Annotated in this window: 16 protein-coding genes; all 16 read left to right on the top strand. The window is 43.4% G+C overall.

The features are described from left to right. Positions 1-32 precede the first annotated feature (32 nt). The 16 genes from gpG (at position 33) to JEQ21_RS01715 (ending at position 22478) form a co-directional block, all read left to right on the top strand. Positions 33-329, top strand: coding sequence for a phage tail assembly chaperone G (gpG, locus tag JEQ21_RS01790; RefSeq protein WP_199363718.1), 297 nt, complete (start codon positions 33-35; stop codon positions 327-329). 195 nt (positions 330-524) lie between these two features. Then, positions 525-4814, top strand: coding sequence for a phage tail tape measure protein (locus JEQ21_RS01785; protein WP_199363717.1), 4290 nt, complete (start codon positions 525-527; stop codon positions 4812-4814). Beyond that, positions 4807-6753 (top strand): distal tail protein Dit, encoded by a 1947-nt coding sequence (locus JEQ21_RS01780; protein ID WP_199363716.1) that lies wholly within the window; start codon positions 4807-4809, stop codon positions 6751-6753. Before JEQ21_RS01785 ends, JEQ21_RS01780 begins: the two co-directional genes overlap by 8 nt. A gap of 3 nt (positions 6754-6756) precedes the next feature. Continuing rightward, the gene (locus tag JEQ21_RS01775) at positions 6757-12411 is read left to right on the top strand and encodes a peptidoglycan amidohydrolase family protein (RefSeq protein WP_199363715.1); all 5655 of its coding nucleotides are present in this window, start codon (positions 6757-6759) and stop codon (positions 12409-12411) included. A gap of 1 nt (position 12412) precedes the next feature. Further along, on the top strand, positions 12413-14428 hold the full coding sequence (locus JEQ21_RS01770) for a DUF859 family phage minor structural protein (RefSeq protein WP_199363714.1): 2016 nt from the start codon (positions 12413-12415) through the stop codon (positions 14426-14428). Positions 14429-14441: 13 nt separating this feature from the next. Further along, positions 14442-14810, top strand: a complete 369-nt coding sequence (locus JEQ21_RS01765; RefSeq protein WP_199363713.1) for a DUF1366 domain-containing protein — start codon at positions 14442-14444, stop codon at positions 14808-14810. A 19-nt stretch (positions 14811-14829) separates the two neighbouring features. Then, a complete protein-coding gene (locus JEQ21_RS01760) occupies positions 14830-14970 on the top strand; it encodes a CD1375 family protein (RefSeq protein WP_233340693.1) in 141 nt (46 codons plus the stop codon). A gap of 1 nt (position 14971) precedes the next feature. Next, positions 14972-15433, top strand: coding sequence for a phage holin family protein (locus JEQ21_RS01755; protein ID WP_233340691.1), 462 nt, complete (start codon positions 14972-14974; stop codon positions 15431-15433). Further along, on the top strand, positions 15417-16154 hold the full coding sequence (locus tag JEQ21_RS01750; RefSeq protein WP_199363711.1) for a CHAP domain-containing protein: 738 nt from the start codon (positions 15417-15419) through the stop codon (positions 16152-16154). Before JEQ21_RS01755 ends, JEQ21_RS01750 begins: the two co-directional genes overlap by 17 nt. Positions 16155-16661: 507 nt before the next feature. Next, complete coding sequence (locus tag JEQ21_RS01745; RefSeq protein WP_196091222.1) at positions 16662-16826, top strand: hypothetical protein; 165 nt, start codon at positions 16662-16664, stop codon at positions 16824-16826. 5 nt (positions 16827-16831) lie between these two features. Continuing rightward, positions 16832-17440, top strand: a complete 609-nt coding sequence (locus JEQ21_RS01740) for a GNAT family N-acetyltransferase (RefSeq protein ID WP_199363710.1) — start codon at positions 16832-16834, stop codon at positions 17438-17440. A 23-nt stretch (positions 17441-17463) separates the two neighbouring features. Continuing rightward, positions 17464-17784 (top strand): putative heavy metal-binding protein, encoded by a 321-nt coding sequence (locus tag JEQ21_RS01735; protein ID WP_196091220.1) that lies wholly within the window; start codon positions 17464-17466, stop codon positions 17782-17784. Positions 17785-17994: 210 nt separating this feature from the next. Continuing rightward, positions 17995-20487, top strand: a complete 2493-nt coding sequence (locus tag JEQ21_RS01730) for a bifunctional 2',3'-cyclic-nucleotide 2'-phosphodiesterase/3'-nucleotidase (protein ID WP_199363709.1) — start codon at positions 17995-17997, stop codon at positions 20485-20487. A gap of 146 nt (positions 20488-20633) precedes the next feature. Beyond that, on the top strand, positions 20634-21194 hold the full coding sequence (lepB, locus tag JEQ21_RS01725; protein WP_199363708.1) for a signal peptidase I: 561 nt from the start codon (positions 20634-20636) through the stop codon (positions 21192-21194). 3 nt (positions 21195-21197) lie between these two features. Next, entirely contained in the window at positions 21198-21839 is a 642-nt protein-coding gene (locus tag JEQ21_RS01720) for an amino acid ABC transporter permease (protein ID WP_199363707.1), read from the top strand. 9 nt (positions 21840-21848) lie between these two features. Next, positions 21849-22478 carry an amino acid ABC transporter ATP-binding protein gene (locus tag JEQ21_RS01715; protein WP_196091216.1) on the top strand — a complete coding sequence of 210 codons (630 nt, stop codon included), beginning with the start codon at positions 21849-21851 and terminating at the stop codon, positions 22476-22478. Positions 22479-22488: the final 10 nt, after the last annotated feature.

Here is a 22488-nt window from a genome sequence, read left to right as displayed (position 1 = left end):
CCCTTTTTATTTTTAGTTAAAAAGGAGAATCCATGGCAAAAGTTGAATTTTTTATCAAAAATGAAGCCGGAAAAGAAGAAATACGCCGTTCGAAGGAAATTACTACTCGGGATTATCGCGATTATTTAGTGATGAACGAACAAATTGAAAATGGGAACTTAAACGAAGTTGAAAAACTAGATGCGCAATTGGAGTTCCTTTCTGGACTATTTGAAGACGTGACAGTTGAGGAACTACTGGAGCATACAGATTATGCGCAGCTTTTTGAAATCTTCGTCAAAGTCTATGAGCACCTCGTTGGTAATCCTTCGCAAGAGGGAAAAGATTAAGCGCCAAAGAGGCGCTGGATCAGTTTTATTCTTTTGTTCAGTCGGCTTTAGAGACAAATCTAACTATGGGACTTGAAGATCTAATGAACACCTCTTGGGAGGATTTGATGGCCTTAATCGAAACCACTGAACAGAAAGAACAGGAGGAGATTGTGGATATCTCCGAATTTTTTGCATAGAAAGGAGGGGGACTAAATGGGAAGAGCGCCGATTGGTGAAATGTTTATTGAGCTTGGACTTGATACAACCAAGTTTTCTAAAGGGACCACTGGGGCCAGAAATGCCGTGAAGTTCTTCAGTTCTGAAGTTCGGGCGTTAGACAACGTGATGAAGTCATCTGGTAAGAATGTAGATGCCCTAGGGAAAAAGCATCAGGCTCTCGGTAAACAAATCGAAGCACAAAAGAAACTGATTGACCAACTTTATAAAGCTTACAACGACCCGAACATCACTCAAGGTCGTAGAGATACTTTGGCGGCTCAAATCGGAAATGAGACGGCTAAGCTAAAAGCTATGGAAGGTCAGTTGAAGAGTGTCAACGCCGAGTTGGAGAAAATGGCTCAGCCGAAAACTCTGGGTCTCCGATTGGAAGAAGCTGGTAAAAAGATTGATGATTTAGGTCAACGAATCCAAAAGGCAAGCAAATCTATCAGCAATGTTGGCGACTCTCTAACAAAAGGAATCACTGCCCCAATCGTCGCAGGAGCTGGTGTTGCTATCAAGGCGGCTATGGACTATGAGTCTGCTTTTGCCGGAGTCAAGAAAACCGTAGATGGAACAGCTCAAGACTTCGATAAGCTTTCAAGCGGTATCCGTCAAATGGCTCTTGAGATGCCCGCAAGTGCAGTTGAGATTGCTAATGTTGCAGAAGCCGCCGGTCAGCTGGGGATTAAGAAAGAGGATATCCTATCCTTCTCTAAAACCATGATTGACCTTGGAGAGTCTACTAACCTTTCAGCGACAGAAGCCGCTTCAGCGATTGCGAAAATGGCGAATATCACAGGTATGGCCTCTGATGATTATTCTCGCTTTGGTTCAGCGGTTGTTGCCTTGGGGAATAACTTCGCGACAACTGAAGCAGATATCGTAAGCATGGCGACACGGATGGCATCAGCAGGAACCATGGCTGGATTGACCAACCAGGAAATTCTTGCGCTTGCAACTTCCATGAGTTCTGTTGGTATCGAGGCAGAGGCTGGGGGAACTGCTATGAGTCAAACCCTCACCCAAATCGGTCAAGCAGTCTCAACTGCAAGCGAAGACGTTCAGAAGTTTGCAACCGTTGCTGGTATGTCAGCCGAAGAATTTAGCGCCAAATGGAAAGAAGCCCCAATGGAGGCCTTGCAAGAATTCATCAAAGGCTTACAAAGAATCGAAGAAGATGGCGGAAGTGCTTCCGCAGTTCTAGAAGATTTAGGTATGAATGGTATCCGCCAATCTAACATGTTAAAAGCTTTGGGGCTAGCTTCAGAGAAAATGGCACAGGCTACCGAACTATCTAACAATGCCTGGCGTGAAAATACAGCTCTTTCAAAAGAAGCGAGTCAACGCTATGAAACAACTGAATCCAAAGTGAAGATGCTCAAGAACCAAGTTACTGACTTGGCGATTGAATTTGGAGGCCCGTTGCTCGATGCCATTAAGGATAGCCTTGAGGCTGGTAAGCCATTCATAAAATGGGCGTCTGAATTAGCAAAGAAGTTCTCGTCACTTAGCAAGGAACAACAACAGAGTATTCTGAAATGGGTTGGTCTTGCTGCGGCTATTGGACCGTTCTTATCTTTAGTTGGTAGAGTAGGTGGTGGCATTGGAACCTTGGTCAGCGGTTTCGGAAAACTAACTGGAACGGCAGGGAAAGTTATCGGTGCCTTCAAAAACGTGGGTACTGCTGCAGAGGTTGCTAGCGGAGCTTCAGGAATAGCTGGTGCGACAACTCAAACTGGTCTTTTGAGTGGGGCTATGAGTGGACTTCTGACCCCTATGGGCGCTATTGCAGCAATTGCAGCTGTGGCAGGAGGGGCAGCTCTTTATTTTGCCCGTGAAGCTGACAACGCTCAACAAAGAACGCTTGAGTGGGGGACCGCAGTTAGTCAGACTCAAGCTGGCGAACTACAGAGCTTCAAAGACAAAGTTGATGAATCCAGTAGAGCAATGTCAACGTTTGGCCAAGGTGGAGTAGAGGAAATAAATAATGTTCGTACTGCTTTCCAAGGTTTGGTGGACGAGATTAGCAAACTGACTGACAAAGAGTTAGCTGAGGATTTAAAACTTGCGGAACAACTAGGATTCTCTCAAGCTACGATTGATGAAATCAAAGTAAATGCTCAATCAATCAAAGACAATGCTCAATCTATGTCTGATGAAGTTATTCAGATTTATCGTAATGCGAATGAACATAGACGTGCCCTGTCTGAAGAAGAAAAAGCGATTGTCTTGAATAATCAAAACGAGTTGATTAACAAACAACTGGAGCTTTTGAATTATTCAGGCAAAGAAAAAGAAGCCATCGTGAAAGCGATGAACGGTAAGATTGAAGAACTCAATACGAACCAGCTTCAAAAAGCTTTGGATACCACAACGAAGTGGATTGAGGACGAGAATAAGCAGTACAAAAAACGCAAGAAAAATCTTGAAGAGATGTACGAATCCATCAAAGGTACTGACGAGAAAGCTTTGGCAGCTAAAAAAGAAATCAAGCAAAAACTTGAAGACTTAGAAGCCGACCACCAAGCGAAGATGGATGCGTATGGTGAAAAGTACGCTCGGATTCAAGAGGCATTATCCAAGAAAATGACCTTTGGAAATGAGCAACAACGACAAGCTTACTTCAGTCAAATCGAGAAACAGATGGATAAGCTCGGTTTGAATTATGAACAACTCCAATCTAAGATCGAGAAATTTGCTGAAACAACCTCTAAAACAAGTAGTTTGGTTGCCGCAAGTATGGCAGATATGTCAGAAGAAACCAGGTCTGCTAACCTAGCTTGGAATAACATGGTGCTTGACCCTAAAACCGGTGAAGTTAAAACCAACGCTAAAGAAGAAATTCAAAAAGCGATTGAGGCCGAAGGTGGTTGGGACGCTATGCAGTTCACTCTCAAGCATGCCAATCTTGAGTCTAATGCTCGAATTATGGTCGGTGAAGCGCTTGTTGAAATGGGTAAATGGGATTCATTGAGTCCAGAAGAGAAAGCTTTGGTAGTTGATGGACAGGCAGGACTTCAAGCTATCATCGAAAGTAAAGATCATCTTGCAATCTGGAATAGTATGCCCGAGGAGGTCAAAAAAATCCTCGGGGATAATTCAAACTTCATGGAAAATGCCGAGAGTGCCAAGGGTGCTTTAGATAGATGGAATTTGATGCCAGAGGCTGAGAAAAAACTTTTGGCGCAAGATATGACTCAGTTACCGGTTGAAGAAGCCCAAAGGCGGATTAGCGGACTGATTGATAAGAAGTCTGTAAATCTTGAAGCAACCGATAATACTCAACCTGGTGTCGATAGTGCGACTGGTACTCTTGACTTGCTATTCCAAAATCCGAAGAAGGTACCGATTGAAGCTGAGAATAAAACGACTTATGGTGTGACCCTATCTCAAGCTGAGATTGACAGCATTAAGCAAAATTCTCCGGTACAAATCACAGCTGAACCCAAGGTACTTCCAGCTACATCATCAGCGCAAGCTCAAGTTGATAGCGTGAAGCAAACTACACCTAGTGATATTCAGGCAGTTGATGCAACCGCAGGAGGGACTACTCCGGCTCAGGCAGCTATTGATAATGTCCTTCAAAGACGGGCAGCGGATATTAAAGCTACGGATCAAACTAGACCACAAACTACCGCAGCGCAAGCAGCAATTGACTCAGTTAAACAAAAGAGTCCGACAGTTATTGATGCCGATGACAGGGCTTCCGGTAAGGCTCAAGGCGTTATTGGAGTCTTAAATTCCATTCCAAGAACAATCTCAGTTGCCATCAACGCAGTCGGAAACGCCGTAGGTAAATTCCTTGGTCTTGAAACTGGTACTGACTACCACTTGGGTGGACCAGCTATTGTTAACGACCAAAAAGGTCCACTCTATAAAGAGTTGATTCAGCTCCCAAACGGAAAATCCTTTATTCCACAAGGGCGGAATGTACTTTTGGACCTTCCGCGAGGTACAAAGGTTCTTCCGGCTGCTAAAACTCGGGATTTGATGAAGGCTAAGGGGATTCCACACTATGAAAAAGGCGTCGGGTTCCCGGATAACTCCTTTATCTTTAGAGAATTCAAGACAAGCAAACCGCAACAAGAAAATGATGCAGTTCTTCAAGTATTGAAACAAATTCTCTTTGAGTTGAAAATCAATCGAAGTAATCCAGAAAGTGGACAGGGTGTTGCGCCAGTCTACTTTGATACTGAGAAAGTCGGTCGTGTTATACAAGATAGATTAGAACGTAATAGCCGAATGCGGTCACGAATGAGAGGTGAGATAAACTTTGAATGAAGTTCAAATCAGCTATGATGATATCAATTTGTCAGAAATCATCCACATTAAAGAAATTCGCAGGGACATAGGAAACCCTCGGGATATTCAAACCAACAATTCGATTTTTCTTGGAGAATCTTTTGAGCGCGTGATCAACAGGGGTAAGACCATTCAGGTTGAATTTGCTATCTGGGGCAAGAATAAGAATGAGACCAAGCATAAGCTAGCTGGTATTTTCTATACCAAAGAGCCGAAACGTTTGGTCTTTTCCGATGAACCCGACAAGTATTACATGGCGCTTATCTCTGGTGAAATCCAGATTGTAGAGACTCAAGGTCGTTGGTCAGAAGGTTCTATGACCTTCTTTGTTCCGGACGGTGTCGCCCATTCCTATACTTACAAGGAAGTCACAAGTCACCGAGTGGAAAGCGACCGAATAATTTACACTGTTGAAAACAATGGGACGGTTGATGCCTTTCCGATTATCGAGGTAGAGCATGAAGAGGAAAATGGGTATCTAGCTTTCGTGAATCGAGAAGGCATCAGCGCCTTTGGAAATGAAGCAGCAGACGATGCAGCTAACTGGGTTCGTCCATCAGAACCCTTGCTTGATTTCAAATCTGGGCGTTTGTTCAATAGCGTCTCTCTTCCAACCAGTGTTTACGGTGGCGGTTCATCAGCCGGAAGTGGCGCTAAGTCTACTTATCAGTCAAATAATGACCGTGGTTACATTTTCAATATCAGTGTTGAAGTGGTTAGTCAAAACACCAGTTCAAGAACTAACCAAATTCGAGTCCGTGGTTATCTAACGAATAAAGGGTGGACCTTTGCTTTGTATGATATTCGAGCAAGCGTAACGATCGCTGGTCAGACCTTCAGTTATTCAGGTAGACCACCAATGCTACAAAACAACTCAAGATTGGATTTGATAGATAAAACAATCGCAGTCAGCGGTGATTCTGTCAGCGTGTCTGGGGTTCTGAATGGTGGAGGAGGTTGGTCTCCAAATGAATTAAGGGTTCGAGGTCAAACCTTCCGCCTTCCAAGGATGGCTACTTCCTCGTCTCAACCAGGTTATACTCAAGCAACCGGTCCGAACCTAGCGCAAAAGAATGTGGCTACTAAAACAAACGACTTCTCAGGAGTTCCTACTGGATCTTTAAGAATCGAAAATGCTTGGGGTCGAAATCACATCGCTCTGAACTCAATTGGATCAACAGGACAAAACCAGTCTGCTAGTTCAGCTAGTCTAACATGGGCTTTGCAAGGATCTGAGCGGACTACCAGTGAATACCTTTGGTGGCGACAGATTTTTTGGTGCGGCAAGACTAATCAACAAGGTTGGATTAAGGTGATTGTGACTGATGATCAAAACAATTTCCTTTACGGAGTCGAAACTATCAAACGAGGAGACGACTTTAAGACAGAGTACAACTTCTTTGCGACAGACAATAAAGGTGGTTTTGAGTTTCATAAGCGCTGGACTTTTGAGCCCGACCACAAGAACGAACACAATCCTTTCAACAAAGATCGCGGTTGGTCCGATTTGGAACGCAAGGATGACCAGGTTGATGTTTACTGGTTTGGTTCTAAGTTTCGGGTAACTGTGCCAAACATCAAGGGCAAAAAAGCAGGCAAGGTCCACGTTATCTGGGCAGGTTTTGAAGGCAAGGAATGGCCAACTCACATGTATCTAGATGAACTCTATTTCCGTATGGACTTCGGGAACAAATTCAATCAGAAGCCGACAAATGCTTTCGGGCAACAGTCTGAAGTAGTCATTAATTCAGAAGACGACACTGTTCAGCTGGATGGGGTTATGAATGCCAATCTACTGGTTGATGGAGCTGGATTCATTCGAATCCCTCCGGGGGAATCAGAGTTACAGTTTTATGCATCCAGTTGGACCAAGAAAATGCCAAGGGTAAAAATAAGATTCAGAGAAAGGTGGTTATAAGATTTGTTACTAACAATTCATGACGCGAATTTGAGAAAAGTCGCTTTCGTCGATAATTCGAAAACTAAAACGTTGAACTTTTTCGGCGATCAATGGCATCGAAGTCTTGAGAATGCCACCTCAACCTTTTCTTTTTCAGTTTTCAAAAAATCCCTGCAATACGACACCATGGTTTCTAAAACTTACAATGTTTTGAACGAGAGGTCATTTGTCTCTTTCCACCATAAGGGGCGGACTTATCTTTTCAATGTCATGGAAGTCAAGGAAACCGAGCATGTCATTGAGTGTTCCGCGGAATATTTGTCCATGGAACTCTTGAATGAGTACCACGGAGCGTTTAAGGCTGACAGGCAGATGAGTTTTATCGAGTATATGAATCTCTGGGGGATGGTTGAAAACAATGCCATCAAGATTGGTATCAATGAAGTTAAAGACCAAAAGCGGACGCTTGAATGGACTGGTGAAGATACAGGACTCAAGCGTCTTTTGTCTATCGCTAACAAGTTTGATGCTGAGATTGAGTTTGTCACAAAATTAAAGCCTGATTCAAGTCTTGACGCTTTCGTTTTGAATATTTACAAAGCAAATGACGGTAAGGATATTCAAGGGGTTGGTAAGCGCAGAAATGACGTGCTTTTAAGTTACGGAAAGAACGTCGCAGGTATTGGTCGAACAGTTGATAAAACTGAAATCTACAATGCCACAATGCCCATCGGAACCTCCAATCAATCCACGGATGATGCCAAGAAAACAACCGCAGCCAAACAAGCGAGCGGTGGAAAGGCAACTTACACCGGTTCTGAAATCAAGTACGGCGGGAAAACCTTGTCTAAGGATAATTTGTCTAAGATTGTGGAACATTGCCGTAAGAATGACCTTTTGATTTCCGGTGTTATCTGTCAACTTTATCTGGAAAGTAACTGGGGCAACTCAAACGTTGCTAAGATGGATAATAACTGGTCAGGTATGACCGGAGGAGCGCAAACTCGTCCGTCCGGAGTGGTTGTTACAACAGGGTCCTGGCGTCCTGCCAACGAAGGTGGGACTTACATGCACTATGCCAACCTAGATGATTTCTTCAAGGACTACACCTATCTCTTGGCTCACCAAGGGATTTATGCTGTCAAAGGAAAGAAAGACATTGAAGGTTATACCAGCGGGCTTTTCCGTTCTGGTGGTGCTAAATATGACTATGCGGCTTCCGGTTACGGTCATTATATCGGTCTCATGCGTTCAATTCGTAGCGGAGTCAACTCCGCTAATAATGGCGTGTTAGATAAGTTAGATCGTGGGGAGTTAGTCGGTAATATCACTAGCACGCCCGATAAACACTCAGCTACTTCTGACCCACGAATTGACAAAATGATTCAGTGGTTTGAAGCTAGACAAGGTAAAGTAACCTACTCCATGCAAGCTCGAACCGGTCCAAATTCTTATGACTGTTCGTCAGCTATTTACTATGCAATGAAACATGCAGGTTTCGGAAATATAGGAACTTGGCCTTTTTCTACAGAAACCATGCACGATCCACTCAAGCGTGAAGGTTACCAGTTGGTTGCTGAAAACCGTTCGGTACCACTCCAAAAAGGAGACATCATTATATGGGGGAAACGTGGATTTTCGGGAGGCGCGGATGGGCATGTGATGCTCATGAAGAATAACAGCGACATTATTCACTGTAATTTCCGTCACAATGGGATTTCCACTAACAACTATGAAGCTTATCTCCGTGGTATGGGACGAGCTATCTATACTTATGTTTATCGCTTGCCGAATCAAAAAGGGGCGGGAGAAATTGCTCCCAAGGTGCAAGCAGCGCTCCGAAAAGCGGACGGTTTGAAAAACCGGAGTGTTGGAAACGGTGAGTGTTATGGTTTCGCTGCTTGGTACGCAAAAGAACTAGGTGGCCCGGGCCTTGGAGCAGGATTCCCAATGCACGATGTGATTGGCGATACTATGGCAGCTGCAAATATAGCTGAAGGGTATAACTGGGCTAAGTTCGGTTGGAAAGTTGTCCGAGGCAGTGGTGATATTCGAGCCGGAGGTCTCTATACCGTTCACGCTAATAACGCAGCTGCTGGAACCAATATTTGGGGTCACGTTGGGGTCATTAAGTCCGTATCCGGCGATAAAGTCACAGTTCTTGAACAGAACTACGGCGGCAAGCGCTACGTTGTTCAGAACACTTATAATATGGCAACCTTCAAAGGTTTCACAAAAGCTGTTGTATACCCTCCAGAATTAGCGGGCGGTGCCAATATCAATGAAGCGCCTAAACCTGCTGAACCTAAAAAAGAAGAAGCCAAAGCAGCAGCAAGCACAGGGACCGAAGTTGTAGAAGTCAAAGTGGACCCTAAACGCTATCAAGAGTGGAAAAACGAGAAGGGCCAAGTGGAGTTCTATCTCAAGAACGGTGTACTCTATGCGCCTCTTTCTCGGGATCTTTACCCTTCTGTTCTGACTGGTAAAGAGACTACTGATAACTGGATTCGTAAAGACATGAAGATTGAGACAGACTCTCAAGATGTCTTGATTTCAAGTGCTCTTCGGGAACTCCGCAAGCACGCTTACCCCAAAATCACTTATGAAGTGGATGGGTATGTGGATCTTGAAATCGGGGATACCGTCAAGATTCGAGACGAAGGTTTCACGCCTACGCTCATCTTACAGGCTCGGGTTTCTGAGCAGACTATCAGTTTCACAAATCCCGCCAACAACAAGACAGTCTTTTCAAACTTTGTGGCCCTAGAAAATAAGGTGTCTAAAAACCTTATGTCTGAACTTGAGAAGATGGTTGAGGATGCACGCCCTTATGAAATCCGGTTAACAACGGATAACGGAGTTTCCTTTAAAAACAGCAATGGGTCGTCGTTACTTACTGCTCAATTGTTTAAAGGAAGAAGTGAGCGTCAGGCAGTCTTTATCTTCAAGGACCTGGAGGATAACTTCCTTGGTACCAGTCAACAGTTGGAAGTCAAAGCAGAAGATATTGAAAATGTCTTGAATGTGGTAGTCGAGGCCTATGTAGATAATGTTCTGGTCGCAACAACCGACATCAGTTTCACCAATACCAGAGATGGTACTGTCGGAAAAGCAGGACCAAAAGGAGCGGACGGACGAACACCATACTTCCACACCGCTTGGGCGGATAGTGAAGACGGTCGCTTGAATTTCACTGTTGAAGATTCCGCAAACAAGGAATTTATGGGGACTTATACCGACTACACACCAGAAGATTCTACGGATCCTGGCATGTATAAGTGGGTGAAAGTCAGAGGTGATGATGGTCAAGATGGACGAGGGGTTGTCAGCTATAAGAACTACTATGCATTGTCCGAGAGCGCAGAGGCAGTAAGTGTCCCAAGAGGGAATCTTTTGCTTGAGAGTGACGTAAAAAGAGAGACAACCAATCACGCCATTCCGGATTATGTACTTTCTGAAAGACTCGTTCCCGGTAAAACGTACACTCTCTGTATTTTCTGGTTTAGGGATGCTAAGGCGACAAGTCGTAAAAACTATACTCCGATGGCGTACCTAAACGGTGACTTGATTCAACTAGTAGCACCGGTTAATACAAATAACCTGCAGAACTCTCCTTCACATTTCAAATTTGAACCTGGCGGACGATATGCTACGTTCACAGTTCCTAGTCTTGAGACTATGAGTGAGGAACAGCGGAGAAACTTTGACAGAGATGAGCATTTTATTCGTATTTTGAGGCACGGTTCAGAATCTAGTAAAGACCAGAACGATACAAACGCAAGTATTGTCCAGTCTGTGAATTATGCCACCCTGGTTGAAGGAACAATTCCTCTAAAAGAACCTGTTAAATCTGATAAAGAACTTGGCTGGGTACCAGAAATCCTAGCAGTCACTCCTGAAAAACGATTCCTGTGGTATTACCGCATGGAACAATATTCAGATGGTTCTGTGAAGACGACAGAGCCTATTTTGCTTGCTGTACACGGCGAGAAAGGTCAAGACGGTCGAAACGGTAAGGATGGTAAAAATGGTCGCGATGGAGCTGACGGTGCACCAGGAAAAGACGGGAGAGATGGTAAAGACGGCGCTCAAGGTCCGAAAGGTGACAAGGGTGACAAAGGCGATAAAGGGGAACAAGGAGCCGTTGGCCCACGAGGAGAACGGGGGCTTCAAGGTCTCCAAGGTCCAAAAGGGGAACAAGGGATTCCTGGACAGAAAGGAATCGATGGGAAGACACAGTACACCCACATCGCTTATGCAGATACCAATCTTGGTGGTGGGTTCTCGCAGACTACCAATGGTTCTAAAGCCTATATCGGTATGTATGTGGACTTTGAGGAAGCGGATAGTCCAAATCCGTCTCGCTATCGTTGGACAAAAATTAAAGGTGATAAAGGAGACAAGGGAGACCGCGGCGCTCAAGGGCTAAAAGGCGACCAAGGTGTTCCTGGTCCAAAGGGTTCTGACGGAAGGACTCCCTATTTCCATACCGCTTGGGCTAACTCCGAAGACGGTCGAGAAGGATTTAGTACGACGGATAGTCGGAACAAACGATTTATAGGGACTCTGACAGATTTTACTGAAAGAGATAGCGAGGACCCTTCTAGGTATCAATGGACAGCGCTATTTGACTTAGTCAAAGTTGGTTCACGTAACTACGCAGAGGACTATGATTTTAGTCGAGGGCTGTGGGAGTATTCTCAGGGAGATAGTTCAAAGACTACTCGAGGGGTTTCAGATAGTGTCTTTACGGTGACAACAACTACAGCAACGTGGCATCAATGGCAAATTCATTCGGAGAGTGGTACTCGTCTTGGAGGAAAGTTAGATAGCACAGCTTTAGCAGAACTGAAAACTGGCGAAACTTACACATTATCATTTGAAGCGAAAGTGAATTCTGGGAATCCGGAAGTTTGGTTTGAGCTTCGTGATAATGGAAAAGTGAATTATAACAACGTTGTAACCCATATGTCTAAGCATGTGCAGTTGACCGATAGCTGGGTTCGCTATAGTGTTACCGGTATTCTTAAACCTAATTCAGATTTCAGTCATCGTCGAATTATTTTAGGATATAACGGAATTGGTTCTGTGTCTTTTAGAAAAGTTGAGTTAACACAAAGCAACATCGTTACAGATGCAGGAGAAGCTCCAGAAGATATTGATGCGCGTTTTGATTCAAAAGCCGACGCCGAACTAACCACCGAACAAATCAACCGACTCAACGAGCAAGCAGGTATCCTGATTGCGGAGTTGGAAGCCAAGGCATCAGCCGACATTATGGCTCAGTGGATTGAGACGGTCAAAAACCAAATCAAAGAGACTGAACGTGGGAAGAAAGAGACTGAGCAGGCTCTTATCTCTGCAAGTCAACGAATTATAGCTCTCCAACAAAATATGGGAGATATGCAAATTCGAACAGACTTCATGGATACCTATTTCAGTCAAAGTAATGATGGCTTGATTCTTGGTCGGAAAGATGGTTCCTCGGCGGTTCGAGTAACCAATGACCGGATTTCCTTCGTGTCAGCTGGTAAAGAAGTCGCCTTCATCTCACAAGGGGTTCTCCAGATTGACAACGGGGTCTTCGTGAAATCCTTACAAGTTGGGCGATTCCGTTTAGAGCAACACCAGTCTAATCTTGATATGAATGTCATCAGATACATAGGAGGTCTATAATATGGCAGAATTTTGGTCAAATAATGACCGTGGCTTTCGTCTTCGTGTATGGTTGGATACCACCTCCCAAAATGTCGAAGCTAATACCAGTCAAATTCGTGTACGGGCTCATCTTTTAAACAGTGGCTGGACTTTCACGGGTTATCAAATCAATGCGAGTGTGACGGTAGATGGGCAAACTTTATCCTATTCTGGCTCACCCGCTATGCTTTCAAATAACTCTAGTATCCAGCTGATAGATAAGACCATCACGGTCAATCACAACGATGATGGTTCTAAGACAGCTAACATGACAGCTCACTTACAAGGTGGGGGAGGTTACTCTCCTAACGCCTTAGCCATTGGTCAGCAAGGCTACAAGTTGGCAGATATTGCAAGAGCGAGTTCAGCAACAGTCCCAAGTGGGGTTATTGGCTCGCAAATGACCATTGCCATTCAACCGGTTAAGGCTGGATACACTCACACCGTTCGCTATGAGTTTGGGAATAAATCTGGAACGATTGCATCAAATGTGGCAACCTCGACTAACTGGATACCTCCGATGGACCTGTGTGACCTTTTTCCAAACGCTCAAACAGGAACAGGTCAAATCCATGTGGATACTTACAGTGGTAGCAGGAAGTTAGGGACTCGGTCTTTTGCGACTAATGTTACAATTCCGGATTCTGTCAAGCCAACCCTTAGCAATTTCAGTCTGTCTGAAGGGAGCGACGTGGTAAAACGGAAACTCCCTGATGGACCGTTTGTTCAAATCCTATCCAAAGTTAAGGTCAATTTCGGCGTGGCTCATGGTGTACGAGGTTCAACCATCAAAGGATATAAAGCGGTTGTTTTAGGCAGCAATCAGACAGTAACAGAAAACAACGGCACTTTTGGAGTTATCGATCGCAGCGGTGAGGTGACGATTCGAGCCACTGTTATTGATAGCCGTGGCCGTGAATCAGCTCCAGTTGATAAGAAGGTTCGATTTGAGCCATACCATGCGCCGATTTTGTCTTTCAGCATAAGGCGAAGTGGAGCCTTGCAAGATGTACTGCTCATCAATAGGAATGCTAAGGTGGCCAGTCTTGGCAATAAAAACCGCATGAAATTGCGGTTTTTCGCTGCGAAAGGTCTATCACCTAACTTCAGTGCAGCAAACGGTTCCGCCGCTGGCGAGTGGACCTCTACTTTTGAATTTATCAATGCGGAAGCTCAGCTCACTGGTAGTTACTCTGGAACCAGTTCTTGGACAATCAAAGGAGTTCTGGAAGATTCCTTCACCTCTACAGAATTTGTCTATCAAGTTCCGCCAGAACAAGTAGTTCTATCCTATACGCCAGACGGTGTTGGAATCAAAAAACCATGGGAACGTGGGGCGGTAGATGTTGCTGGTGATGTGTTTGTGAATAATAGAATGATCCAAATGACAGCATTAACGGATAAAGACGGAACTTTATTAGAGAAAGGGCGAATAACTGGAAACCCAAACGGTTATTGGGTGATGGATGCGAATTTAGTTACGACAACAGGATTTTACTGGTGTGCCGGTTCAGCTAAAAACTTGCCAATTTCTTCTTGGGGTCTCTTACAAGCCTTCCGTACCCAAATGGGTAGTGATAAGTGGGAAACTACACAACAATTTACCTCTACGGATTTAAGGGTCTTTGTCAGAAACTGCAATAACTCTGGTGTTTGGAAAAACTGGAGAGAGATTGGAGCAGAGAAACCAGAACCACCAAAACCACCAGAACCTCAATGGGTAGAACTCCAAGAAGGTGTCAGTGTAAAACGAGTTGGTGAGATAGTTACTATCAAGCTGGTAGAAATTAAGTTGACTAAAGGAACTGATATGAGGTTTACACTTCTTCCTGAAGAATACAGACCTCCATACCGGATTATGGAAAATATTGCAATGTGGGCAGTCAACAATGAGATTGCGAAACTTCAAATCCAGGAAACAGGCGATTGGTCGTTCTTAGGTGGGACAATCAGAAATAATTACGTCGTCAATGCCCAAATCACATTTACAGTTTAGAAAGGAACACACTATGAAACTTGAATACCAATCAAAAGCGTTGCGCTATGGAGCAGATGGGAATCCATCTAAGGCGCAAATCAATCTTGGTAATGCGGAAGGTGCGGTCTATCCAGTCTTTCTTAGTCCAGATGTGATTGAGAAGTCTGATAGCGAACTCTACGAGTTAGCGATGGATGAAATCTACAATCAGAACTTCCCGCAACGGGCTGAGAACGAGAAGTTTAATGTCATGGGTGAAAAAATCGCCCAGTTCAATGAGATGATGGATAAAATGCAAAAGGCATTAGATGAATCTGAGAAGATGATTCAAACTGTCAGCATGACTGTCAATGAAATTATTTTTAATAATGATGAAGATACTACAGAAATTGAAGAATAATTTTAAAGGAGAACAAGCTATGATGATTAACTTTTTTGCAATGCAGATTGAACGTGGATGGATTACTCTTGAGCAAGTACCAAAACGGTATCGTGCTAAGGTGAAAGAACTTTTAGAACTATCTGGAATCGAATCAGGAGCGGAAGAAGGAGGCAAGTAGGATGTACCAACCAATTCTGCCTGACTTAGTAGCCAGTGATTTATTTTTACATTTAAGGGGGCTGGTCAACAGTCCCTATATTCATGCCTTTTGGTGGTTGATGTGGACTGATATTATCACGGGTTATGTTAAGGCGATGAAAACAAAAACTTTTGATAGCAAGACAGGAACTTTGGGTATGCTTCGGCATATCCTAGTCTTTGCGACTATTATTATCGTTGCGACTTATTCACGGGCTTTGGGGGTTCGGCCTTTTGGGATTGCTTGGGTTATGTTTTTCAATTTTAACTATTTAGGTTCGATAGTTGAGAATTGGGAAGTTATCGGTCTAGGTTTTCCCGAGTTTTTAAAACCCTACATCAACCAGAAAAAGAAAAAAGCCAATCAATTGGCGCAGTCTTTGGTTGAGGCTAATTTGAATATTGAAAATAAAGGAGGAAATACAAATGGCGACACTAAATGAGATTATTAACTTTGCGGAAAATCTCGCAAATGCAGGGCAAGGTTGGGATCAGGACGGATATTTCGGTACACAGTGTGTGGACTTACCAAACGGAATCGCAAGTCAGTTCTTTGGTAAAACCCTTTGGGGAAATGCGATTGACCTGCTTAATGCAGCAGCAGGACTTGGCTGGGAAGTAGAGTACAACGAAGTTGGAAATGTCAATTCCAAGCCGAGAGCTGGGGCGGTATTCGTTATGGATACAACTTATATTTGGGGACATCCATACGGCCATACTGGGCTAGTTATTGCAGATTCTGATGGCTATACCATGCAGACAATCGAGCAAAACATTGATGGAAATGCGGATAGCTTGATTGTTGGAGGTCCAGCTCGATATACTACTCGTGGTTTTGATGGAGTTGTTGGTTGGTTCTATTACCCAATATCTGACTCACCAGCGCCTGCTCTACCAACTCCGACCGGAGACGGTACTATCTACGAAGAAACAGGAACTTTCACTGTAGAAGTTTCAGCTTTGAATGTCCGTGCGAAGGCAGGTCTTGACGGTGAGATTATAGCGGTCTATACGCCAGGTCAAAAAATTCACTATGATGGATGGTGTGATCTCGACGGATACATCTGGATCACTTACATCGCCCAATCAGGCAATCGTCGCTATGTTGCAGTTGGTCAATCTGAAAATGGTCGTCGTGTAACTAGCTTTGGTTCTTTCGAATAGGTAGCTGACAGTTCTGTCGGTGACAAAAACACCTCTCTGGATTTTTTTCGGATGGGATTTTTTGCGTTTTTAGGGGGCAAAAAAGGGGCATAAGACTAAAACTTTTGTAGATTTTTGGTGGAAGTGGAGGTAGATTCGGGTCTTATAGATGCTTATTTTATAGGGTTTTCTTCCTATTTATATGCACTAAAAATTACACCGCTATATCCGCACTGTACGTTAATATCGATTTAAATTTTCTAAATCCCTTGGAAATAGGTTATAAACCTAGGTCTAAGGGATTTTTTTGAACGTGCTGTCTAGATAGTAATTCCAAAGTATTTCCTTTAAATATTTGAACTTTAAAAATAATCATCTAAGGTTTTGACTTACAAAATTTTAGTGCTTTTAAGTCTACAATTTATTTTGGATTGAGGAAATTTTATTCCTTAGTATAAGGTTTATACTTGAAAGAAATAAAATACTTTGGGATAATAATGTTAATTATAAGATTGAAGGGGAGTTTTAATGGCTACAAAGAGTTTTACAACTGATTTAATTTTTACTCGAGATTCGGCAGATAGCTTATTAACAGCACTCTCTGCAAAATCAGATATAAAATTTCAAGGTCCAACAAATGTTGAAGTAGTTACGAATCCTAAAACGATAAAAGAGATGTTTAAGAAAGGTTAGCTATATTGGGAATTAGAATTGTTTCATTAGAAGATCTTTTGGAAAATCTTAGGGGTGAGACTATTCAGGAAATTTTGAATACTTTTAAAAGTATCCATATTGCAGATCAAACACATGAAGTTGAAGAGTTTTTGCATCGAAAAGCTATCATCTTTCAAAAAACTGCGACGGCATCAACCTATTTAGTTTTTGAAAAGGAGTCCAGCATTTTATTAGGTTATTTTTCACTCGCGAATAAACCTCTAACAATAAGTAGGGTGGATTTTGAAAGTTTAAGTAGGACTCAGAGAAAACGATTTAGCAAATATGGTCGTCTAATCGGAGAGAAATTCCAAATTAATAGCTATCTAATTGGGCAAATAGGTAAAAATTATTCTAGAGAAACTGAAAGAGCACAATATGTGCTAAAAGGTCGAGAGTTACTGGCATTAGCCTATGATTATGTTTTAGCTGCTTCAAGACTAATAAAAGCAAAATATGTGTGGCTAGAATGTGAGAACATCACTGTTTTACGTAATTTTTATCAAGATTTTGGCTTTAGAGAAATTTCAAATTTTCAGTCAGAAAATGGTTTATGTGTTTTTATTCGGGAAATTAGTGAAGTTCCTCACTAACGTCATTAATAAAGGAGAAAACGATGATCGTTACAACAACCAATGCTATTGAAGGAAAAACGGTTCAGGAATACAAAGGAATCGTCTTTGGGGAAGTGATTACAGGTGTCAATATGTTTAAAGATATTGGTGCAGGCTTGCGAAATGTCTTCGGTGGTCGTTCTAAAGGGTATGAAGATGAGCTCAAGTCTGCCCGGGAAGAGGCTATTGAGGAAATGAAAGAACGAGCAGCGCAAATTGGTGCCAATGCCATCATCGGTATGAAAATGGATTATGAAATCCTGGGTGCCGACAATGGAATGATGATGGTAACTTGTTCAGGAACAGCCGTTGTTACTCATTAATGGAACTGAAACAAAAGTCTACAATCAAGTGTGTCAAAAATACTCGGTTGTAGACTTTTTGATTTCCAAGCTGTAATAAGCAACAACAAATATAAAAGGAACATTTGAGGACAGATTGTCTAAAATGTTCGGAGATTACTGGTGAATTCTTGAATTGTGACGCTATATTGTTTATAATATTCAAGAATCGAACAGTTTTAGGAGGTTATCATGGTTCATTCATATTTGAAAAAGTCTGCGATGCTGTTAAGCCTGGCCGCAGCAGTGGCAGTTGCGGAAGAGGTTCAGGCGGATCAAGCAACGAATCCCCAATCTACAGCAGGGCAAGAAACGGTTAGTCCAGCCTTACCGCAAGCGGAGATGCCTGAGACTCCCGATCCACTCTTGCAAGCCCCTGCGGAAGCAGCTCAAGGGCAGGATAATGGTGGATTGGCAATTGAGGAGAAAGCCCCTGAGGCTACAGTCTTGTCCAATCCTATTCAGGAAGAACCAGTCAAACCACCTGTCGAAGGTCAACGAGTGGATATGCGAATTCTAGCAACGACCGACCTTCATACTAACTTGGTGAACTATGATTACTACCAAGATATGCAGGTTGAGACACTTGGATTGGCTAAGACAGCTGTCTTGATGGAAGAAGCGATTGCAGAGAATTCCAATGTAGTTATCGTTGATAGTGGGGATACGATTCAAGGAACACCTCTTGGAACTTACAAGGCTATTGTGGATCCGGTTAAAGAAGGTGAAGAGCATCCCATGTTTGCGGCCTTTAAGGAATTGAATTATGATGGAGCCGCATTGGGGAACCATGAATTTAACTATGGACTTGACTACCTACGTCGGGTTGTGGCCTCTTCCAAAGTTCCGCTTTTGAATGCCAATGTGTTGGATGCCCAAACCAAGGAGCATCTCTTTACTCCTTATGTGATTGTCCCTAAAACTTTCAAGGATTCTGAAGGACAGTTGGTAACAGTTCAAGTAGGGCTCACAGGAATTGTACCACCTCAAATTATGAACTGGGATCGTGGTCACCTTGAAGGAAAAGTAATCGCTCTGGATGCCGTTCAAGCTGTAACCGATTTGGTTCCACAAATGCGGAAGGCTGGAGCAGATGTGGTTGTGGTCATGTCTCATTCTGGTATCGGAGATGATACCTATCTTGTTGGGGAAGAAAATATTGGCTACCAACTTGCAGGTATTCCTGGAGTGGATGCCGTTGCGACCGGGCATTCACACGCTAATTTCCCATCTGGAACTGGGACCGGTTTCTACTCAAAAATTAAGGGTGTGGATGATACCAATGGTAAAATCAATGGGATCCCAGTAACCATGGCAGGTAAATACGGGGATCACTTGGGGATCATGGACTTGAAATTGCACTACACCAATGGTGCTTGGCAGGTTGAGGAGTCTGGGGCAGTCCTTCGTAAAATTGATACCAAATCCAGCAAGGCAGATGAACGGGTCTTGAATTTGGCCAAAGAAGTACACGAAGCTACCATTCGCTATGTCCGTCAAGAAGTTGGACAGACTCCAAGTCCTATCCATTCTTACTTCTCCCTTGTTCAGGATGATCCATCCGTTCAAATTGTGAATCAGGCACAACTCTGGTATGCCAAACAGGTTCTTGCGGGGACAGAAGAGGCTAACCTGCCCTTGCTTTCAGCAGCGGCACCTTTTAAAGCTGGGGCACGGAACGATCCTAACTCCTATACCGATATTAAGGCAGGGCCTTTAGCCATTAAAAACGTGGCGGATCTTTATGTCTATGACAATGTTGTGGCCTTGCTTAAAATTAATGGGGCTCAATTGAAGGAGTGGTTGGAAATGGCGGCTGGTCAATTTAATCAAGTTGATCCGACAAAAAAAGAACCACAAAATATGATTAACACCTCCTTTAGAACCTATAACTTTGATGTAATTGACGGTGTTACTTACGAACTGGATATTACCCAACCCAATAAATATTCTATTGGTGCGGAATTGGTCAATCCAACTGCTAGCCGGGTTCGCAACCTTCGCTACCAAGGAAAAGAAGTGACAGATGACCAAATCTTCATGGTTGTTACCAATAACTACCGAGCAAGCGGTCCTTTCCCAGGAGTGAAAGATGCCCAAGAAAGCCGCCTGCTCAACTTGCAAAATCGTCAAGCTTTGATTGATTACATTGTGTCTGAAAAAACGATTGATGCTCGTCCAAATCATAACTGGAGCTTTGCGGATACCATTAAGGATTTAGATCTTCGTTTCTTGACTTCCTTGAAAGCTCAAGAACATTTAGCGAGCAATCCGGCCATTTCTTTTGTGGGAATTTCAGATACAGTCGAAGGATTTGGTGAATTCCGCTACCAATACAGCCCACTTCCGGAACCAGAGCAACCGGTTCAACCGGAACAACCCACAAAGCCAGAACAGCCTAGTCAACCAACTAATCCGGCTAGCCCTAATCAGCCTGTAACTTCGGTTCAACCACTGACTCCAACAAAACCCAATAGGAGTCTGGATGGTCAAGAATCTCAAGTTTTAGCTAATCAACCAAGCCGAGCTTCAAAAGTTCAAGAATCAAGCTTGCTAGCAGTTCAAAGTTCATCTTCAAAAGGGACTCTTCCAAATACTGGAACTAAAGACTCTATCTGGATGAGTTTCGGTTTGGCTCTCCTTGCCTTGCTGCCAGCAGGATTAGGGAAACGCAAACAAAAATGAGGAAAGTGCCAGACAAGTGGGATAAAAGTTCGTTAATTCCGAATAAGAAAGTGCTTATTTCCTGAAAAAGAGGAGGTTTCTGAAAAGACCTCCTTTTTTTCTCCCTTCTTTCGTGATATAATAGGCGAAAGTAAAAAGGAGAAGACATGGTCAGAAGAGATTTATTTCGGAATATTTTTATTGTCTGTTTAATGGCGGTGGTCTTTGTACTCCTTCGTCTATTTTGGTTTACCCCCCATCACGTGAGTGAAAAAGATGTCCAGAAGGGTTTGGAAGCAGCTGATTATGTATTGGCGTTTAACCAAAATGAAATCCCCAATGAAAGTATCGTCTTATACGAAGTTAATCAAAAAGAATATGTTGGACGTGTCATCGCTCAAGATGGTGAAAGAGCAGTCTATATGGATGATGTTCTATATATCAACCATGAGGTCAAGGATGAGCCCTATATTCGTAGTATGAAAAACACCTATCAAGGAAAAACGAGTAACACTGGAAATCTATTTACAGAAGATTTCACCATTGAGTCCTTGACCCTGTCCAATCAAGATGTTATTGGGCAAGAGGAGTTTTTAATTTTAAATGACAATCGCCTCAACCATGATGACAGTCGTGAATTTGGCCTGATACAAAAAGAGCAAATTAAAGGCGTGATTAGCTTTCGTTTAACCCCCTTGGGGCGTTTCGGTTTTATAGATGTGGAGTAATAAATGGCATACGTTTTAGAAATTTTACCTAGTTTGTTGCAGGGTGCAACTGTCACCCTGCAAGTTTTTAGTTTAGTCTTGATTTTGTCCATTCCCTTAGGGATTTTAGTGGCCTTTATCATGCAAGTGGATTCCAAGTCACTCCGTTGGTTGTTATCCATTTACATTTGGGTGATGCGGGGAACCCCTTTGCTCTTGCAATTGATCTTTGTTTACTATATTTTACCAAGTATCGGCATTCGAATTGACCGCATGCCAGCAGCGATTATCGCCTTCACCCTCAACTACGCAGCTTATTTTGCGGAGATTTTCCGTGGGGGAATTGATTCCATTCCTCAGGGACAATATGAAGCTGCCAAGGTTCTTAAGTTCAGCCCCCTTCAGACAATCCAGTACATCATTCTTCCCCAAGTAACCAAGATTGTTTTGCCAAGTGTTTTCAATGAGATTATGGCCTTGGTCAAGGATACCTCTTTGGTTTATGCTTTGGGCGTTACGGACCTTATCTTGGTCAGCCGCACCGCAGCCAATCGCGATGCCAGCTTGGCCCCAATGTTCGTTGCTGGAGCCATTTACCTCATTATGATTGGGGTGGTGACCCTTGTTTCTCGAAAAGTTGAACAAAAATATGCCTATGATCGCTAAGGAGGCTGCATGCTAGAATTAAAAAATATTAATAAACGTTTCGGGGAGCGGCAAATCCTCAAAGATTTTAACTTAAATGTACCGGAGAAGAAAATCCTAGCCATCGTGGGTCAGTCAGGAGGAGGTAAGACCACCCTCTTGCGGATGTTGGCAGGACTAGAAACCATTGATAGCGGACAGGTGCTCTACAATGGGAAGGAAATCTCAGCCAGTGAGCTGGCGAGTATGAACCTCTTGGGCTTTGTATTTCAGGACTTCCAACTCTTCCCACACATGACCGTCCTCACCAACTTGACCCTGTCTCCAGTAAAAACCATGAACATGGATCCAGCTCAGGCCGAGCAAAAAGCTCGGCAACTCCTTGAGCGACTTGGTCTGGAAGAACATGCAGACCACTATCCACACGCCCTTTCTGGTGGACAAAAACAACGGGTGGCCCTGGCGCGTGCCATGATGATTGAACCTGAAATCATCGGTTACGATGAACCAACCAGTGCCTTGGACCCAGGACTCCGTCTAGAAGTTGAAAAACTACTCATCCAAAACCGGGAAATGGGAATGACTCAAATTGTCGTCACACACGATATGCAATTTGCTCAAAACATTGCAGACGAAATTCTCGAAGTGATTCCCCAATAGGAGGTTCGCC

This window comes from Streptococcus sp. 121 (assembly GCF_016458205.1).
In the GTDB taxonomy this organism is placed as follows: Bacteria; Bacillota; Bacilli; order Lactobacillales; family Streptococcaceae; genus Streptococcus.
Note: the sequence above shows the minus strand (reverse complement) of the source record. Positions and strands in the feature narration are given on the sequence as shown.

Bases quoted from the DNA above. Each gene is read 5' to 3' on its own strand.
- gpG (WP_199363718.1), top strand. From the start codon at position 33: ATGGCAAAAGTTGAATTTTTTATCAAAAATGAAGCCGGAAAAGAAGAA.
- JEQ21_RS01785 (WP_199363717.1), top strand. From the start codon at position 525: ATGGGAAGAGCGCCGATTGGTGAAATGTTTATTGAGCTTGGACTTGAT.
- JEQ21_RS01770 (WP_199363714.1), top strand. From the start codon at position 12,413: ATGGCAGAATTTTGGTCAAATAATGACCGTGGCTTTCGTCTTCGTGTA.
- JEQ21_RS01765 (WP_199363713.1), top strand. From the start codon at position 14,442: ATGAAACTTGAATACCAATCAAAAGCGTTGCGCTATGGAGCAGATGGG.
- JEQ21_RS01760 (WP_233340693.1), top strand. From the start codon at position 14,830: ATGATGATTAACTTTTTTGCAATGCAGATTGAACGTGGATGGATTACT.
- JEQ21_RS01755 (WP_233340691.1), top strand. From the start codon at position 14,972: ATGTACCAACCAATTCTGCCTGACTTAGTAGCCAGTGATTTATTTTTA.
- JEQ21_RS01750 (WP_199363711.1), top strand. From the start codon at position 15,417: ATGGCGACACTAAATGAGATTATTAACTTTGCGGAAAATCTCGCAAAT.
- JEQ21_RS01745 (WP_196091222.1), top strand. From the start codon at position 16,662: ATGGCTACAAAGAGTTTTACAACTGATTTAATTTTTACTCGAGATTCG.
- JEQ21_RS01735 (WP_196091220.1), top strand. From the start codon at position 17,464: ATGATCGTTACAACAACCAATGCTATTGAAGGAAAAACGGTTCAGGAA.
- JEQ21_RS01730 (WP_199363709.1), top strand. From the start codon at position 17,995: ATGGTTCATTCATATTTGAAAAAGTCTGCGATGCTGTTAAGCCTGGCC.
- lepB (WP_199363708.1), top strand. From the start codon at position 20,634: ATGGTCAGAAGAGATTTATTTCGGAATATTTTTATTGTCTGTTTAATG.
- JEQ21_RS01720 (WP_199363707.1), top strand. From the start codon at position 21,198: ATGGCATACGTTTTAGAAATTTTACCTAGTTTGTTGCAGGGTGCAACT.
- JEQ21_RS01715 (WP_196091216.1), top strand. From the start codon at position 21,849: ATGCTAGAATTAAAAAATATTAATAAACGTTTCGGGGAGCGGCAAATC.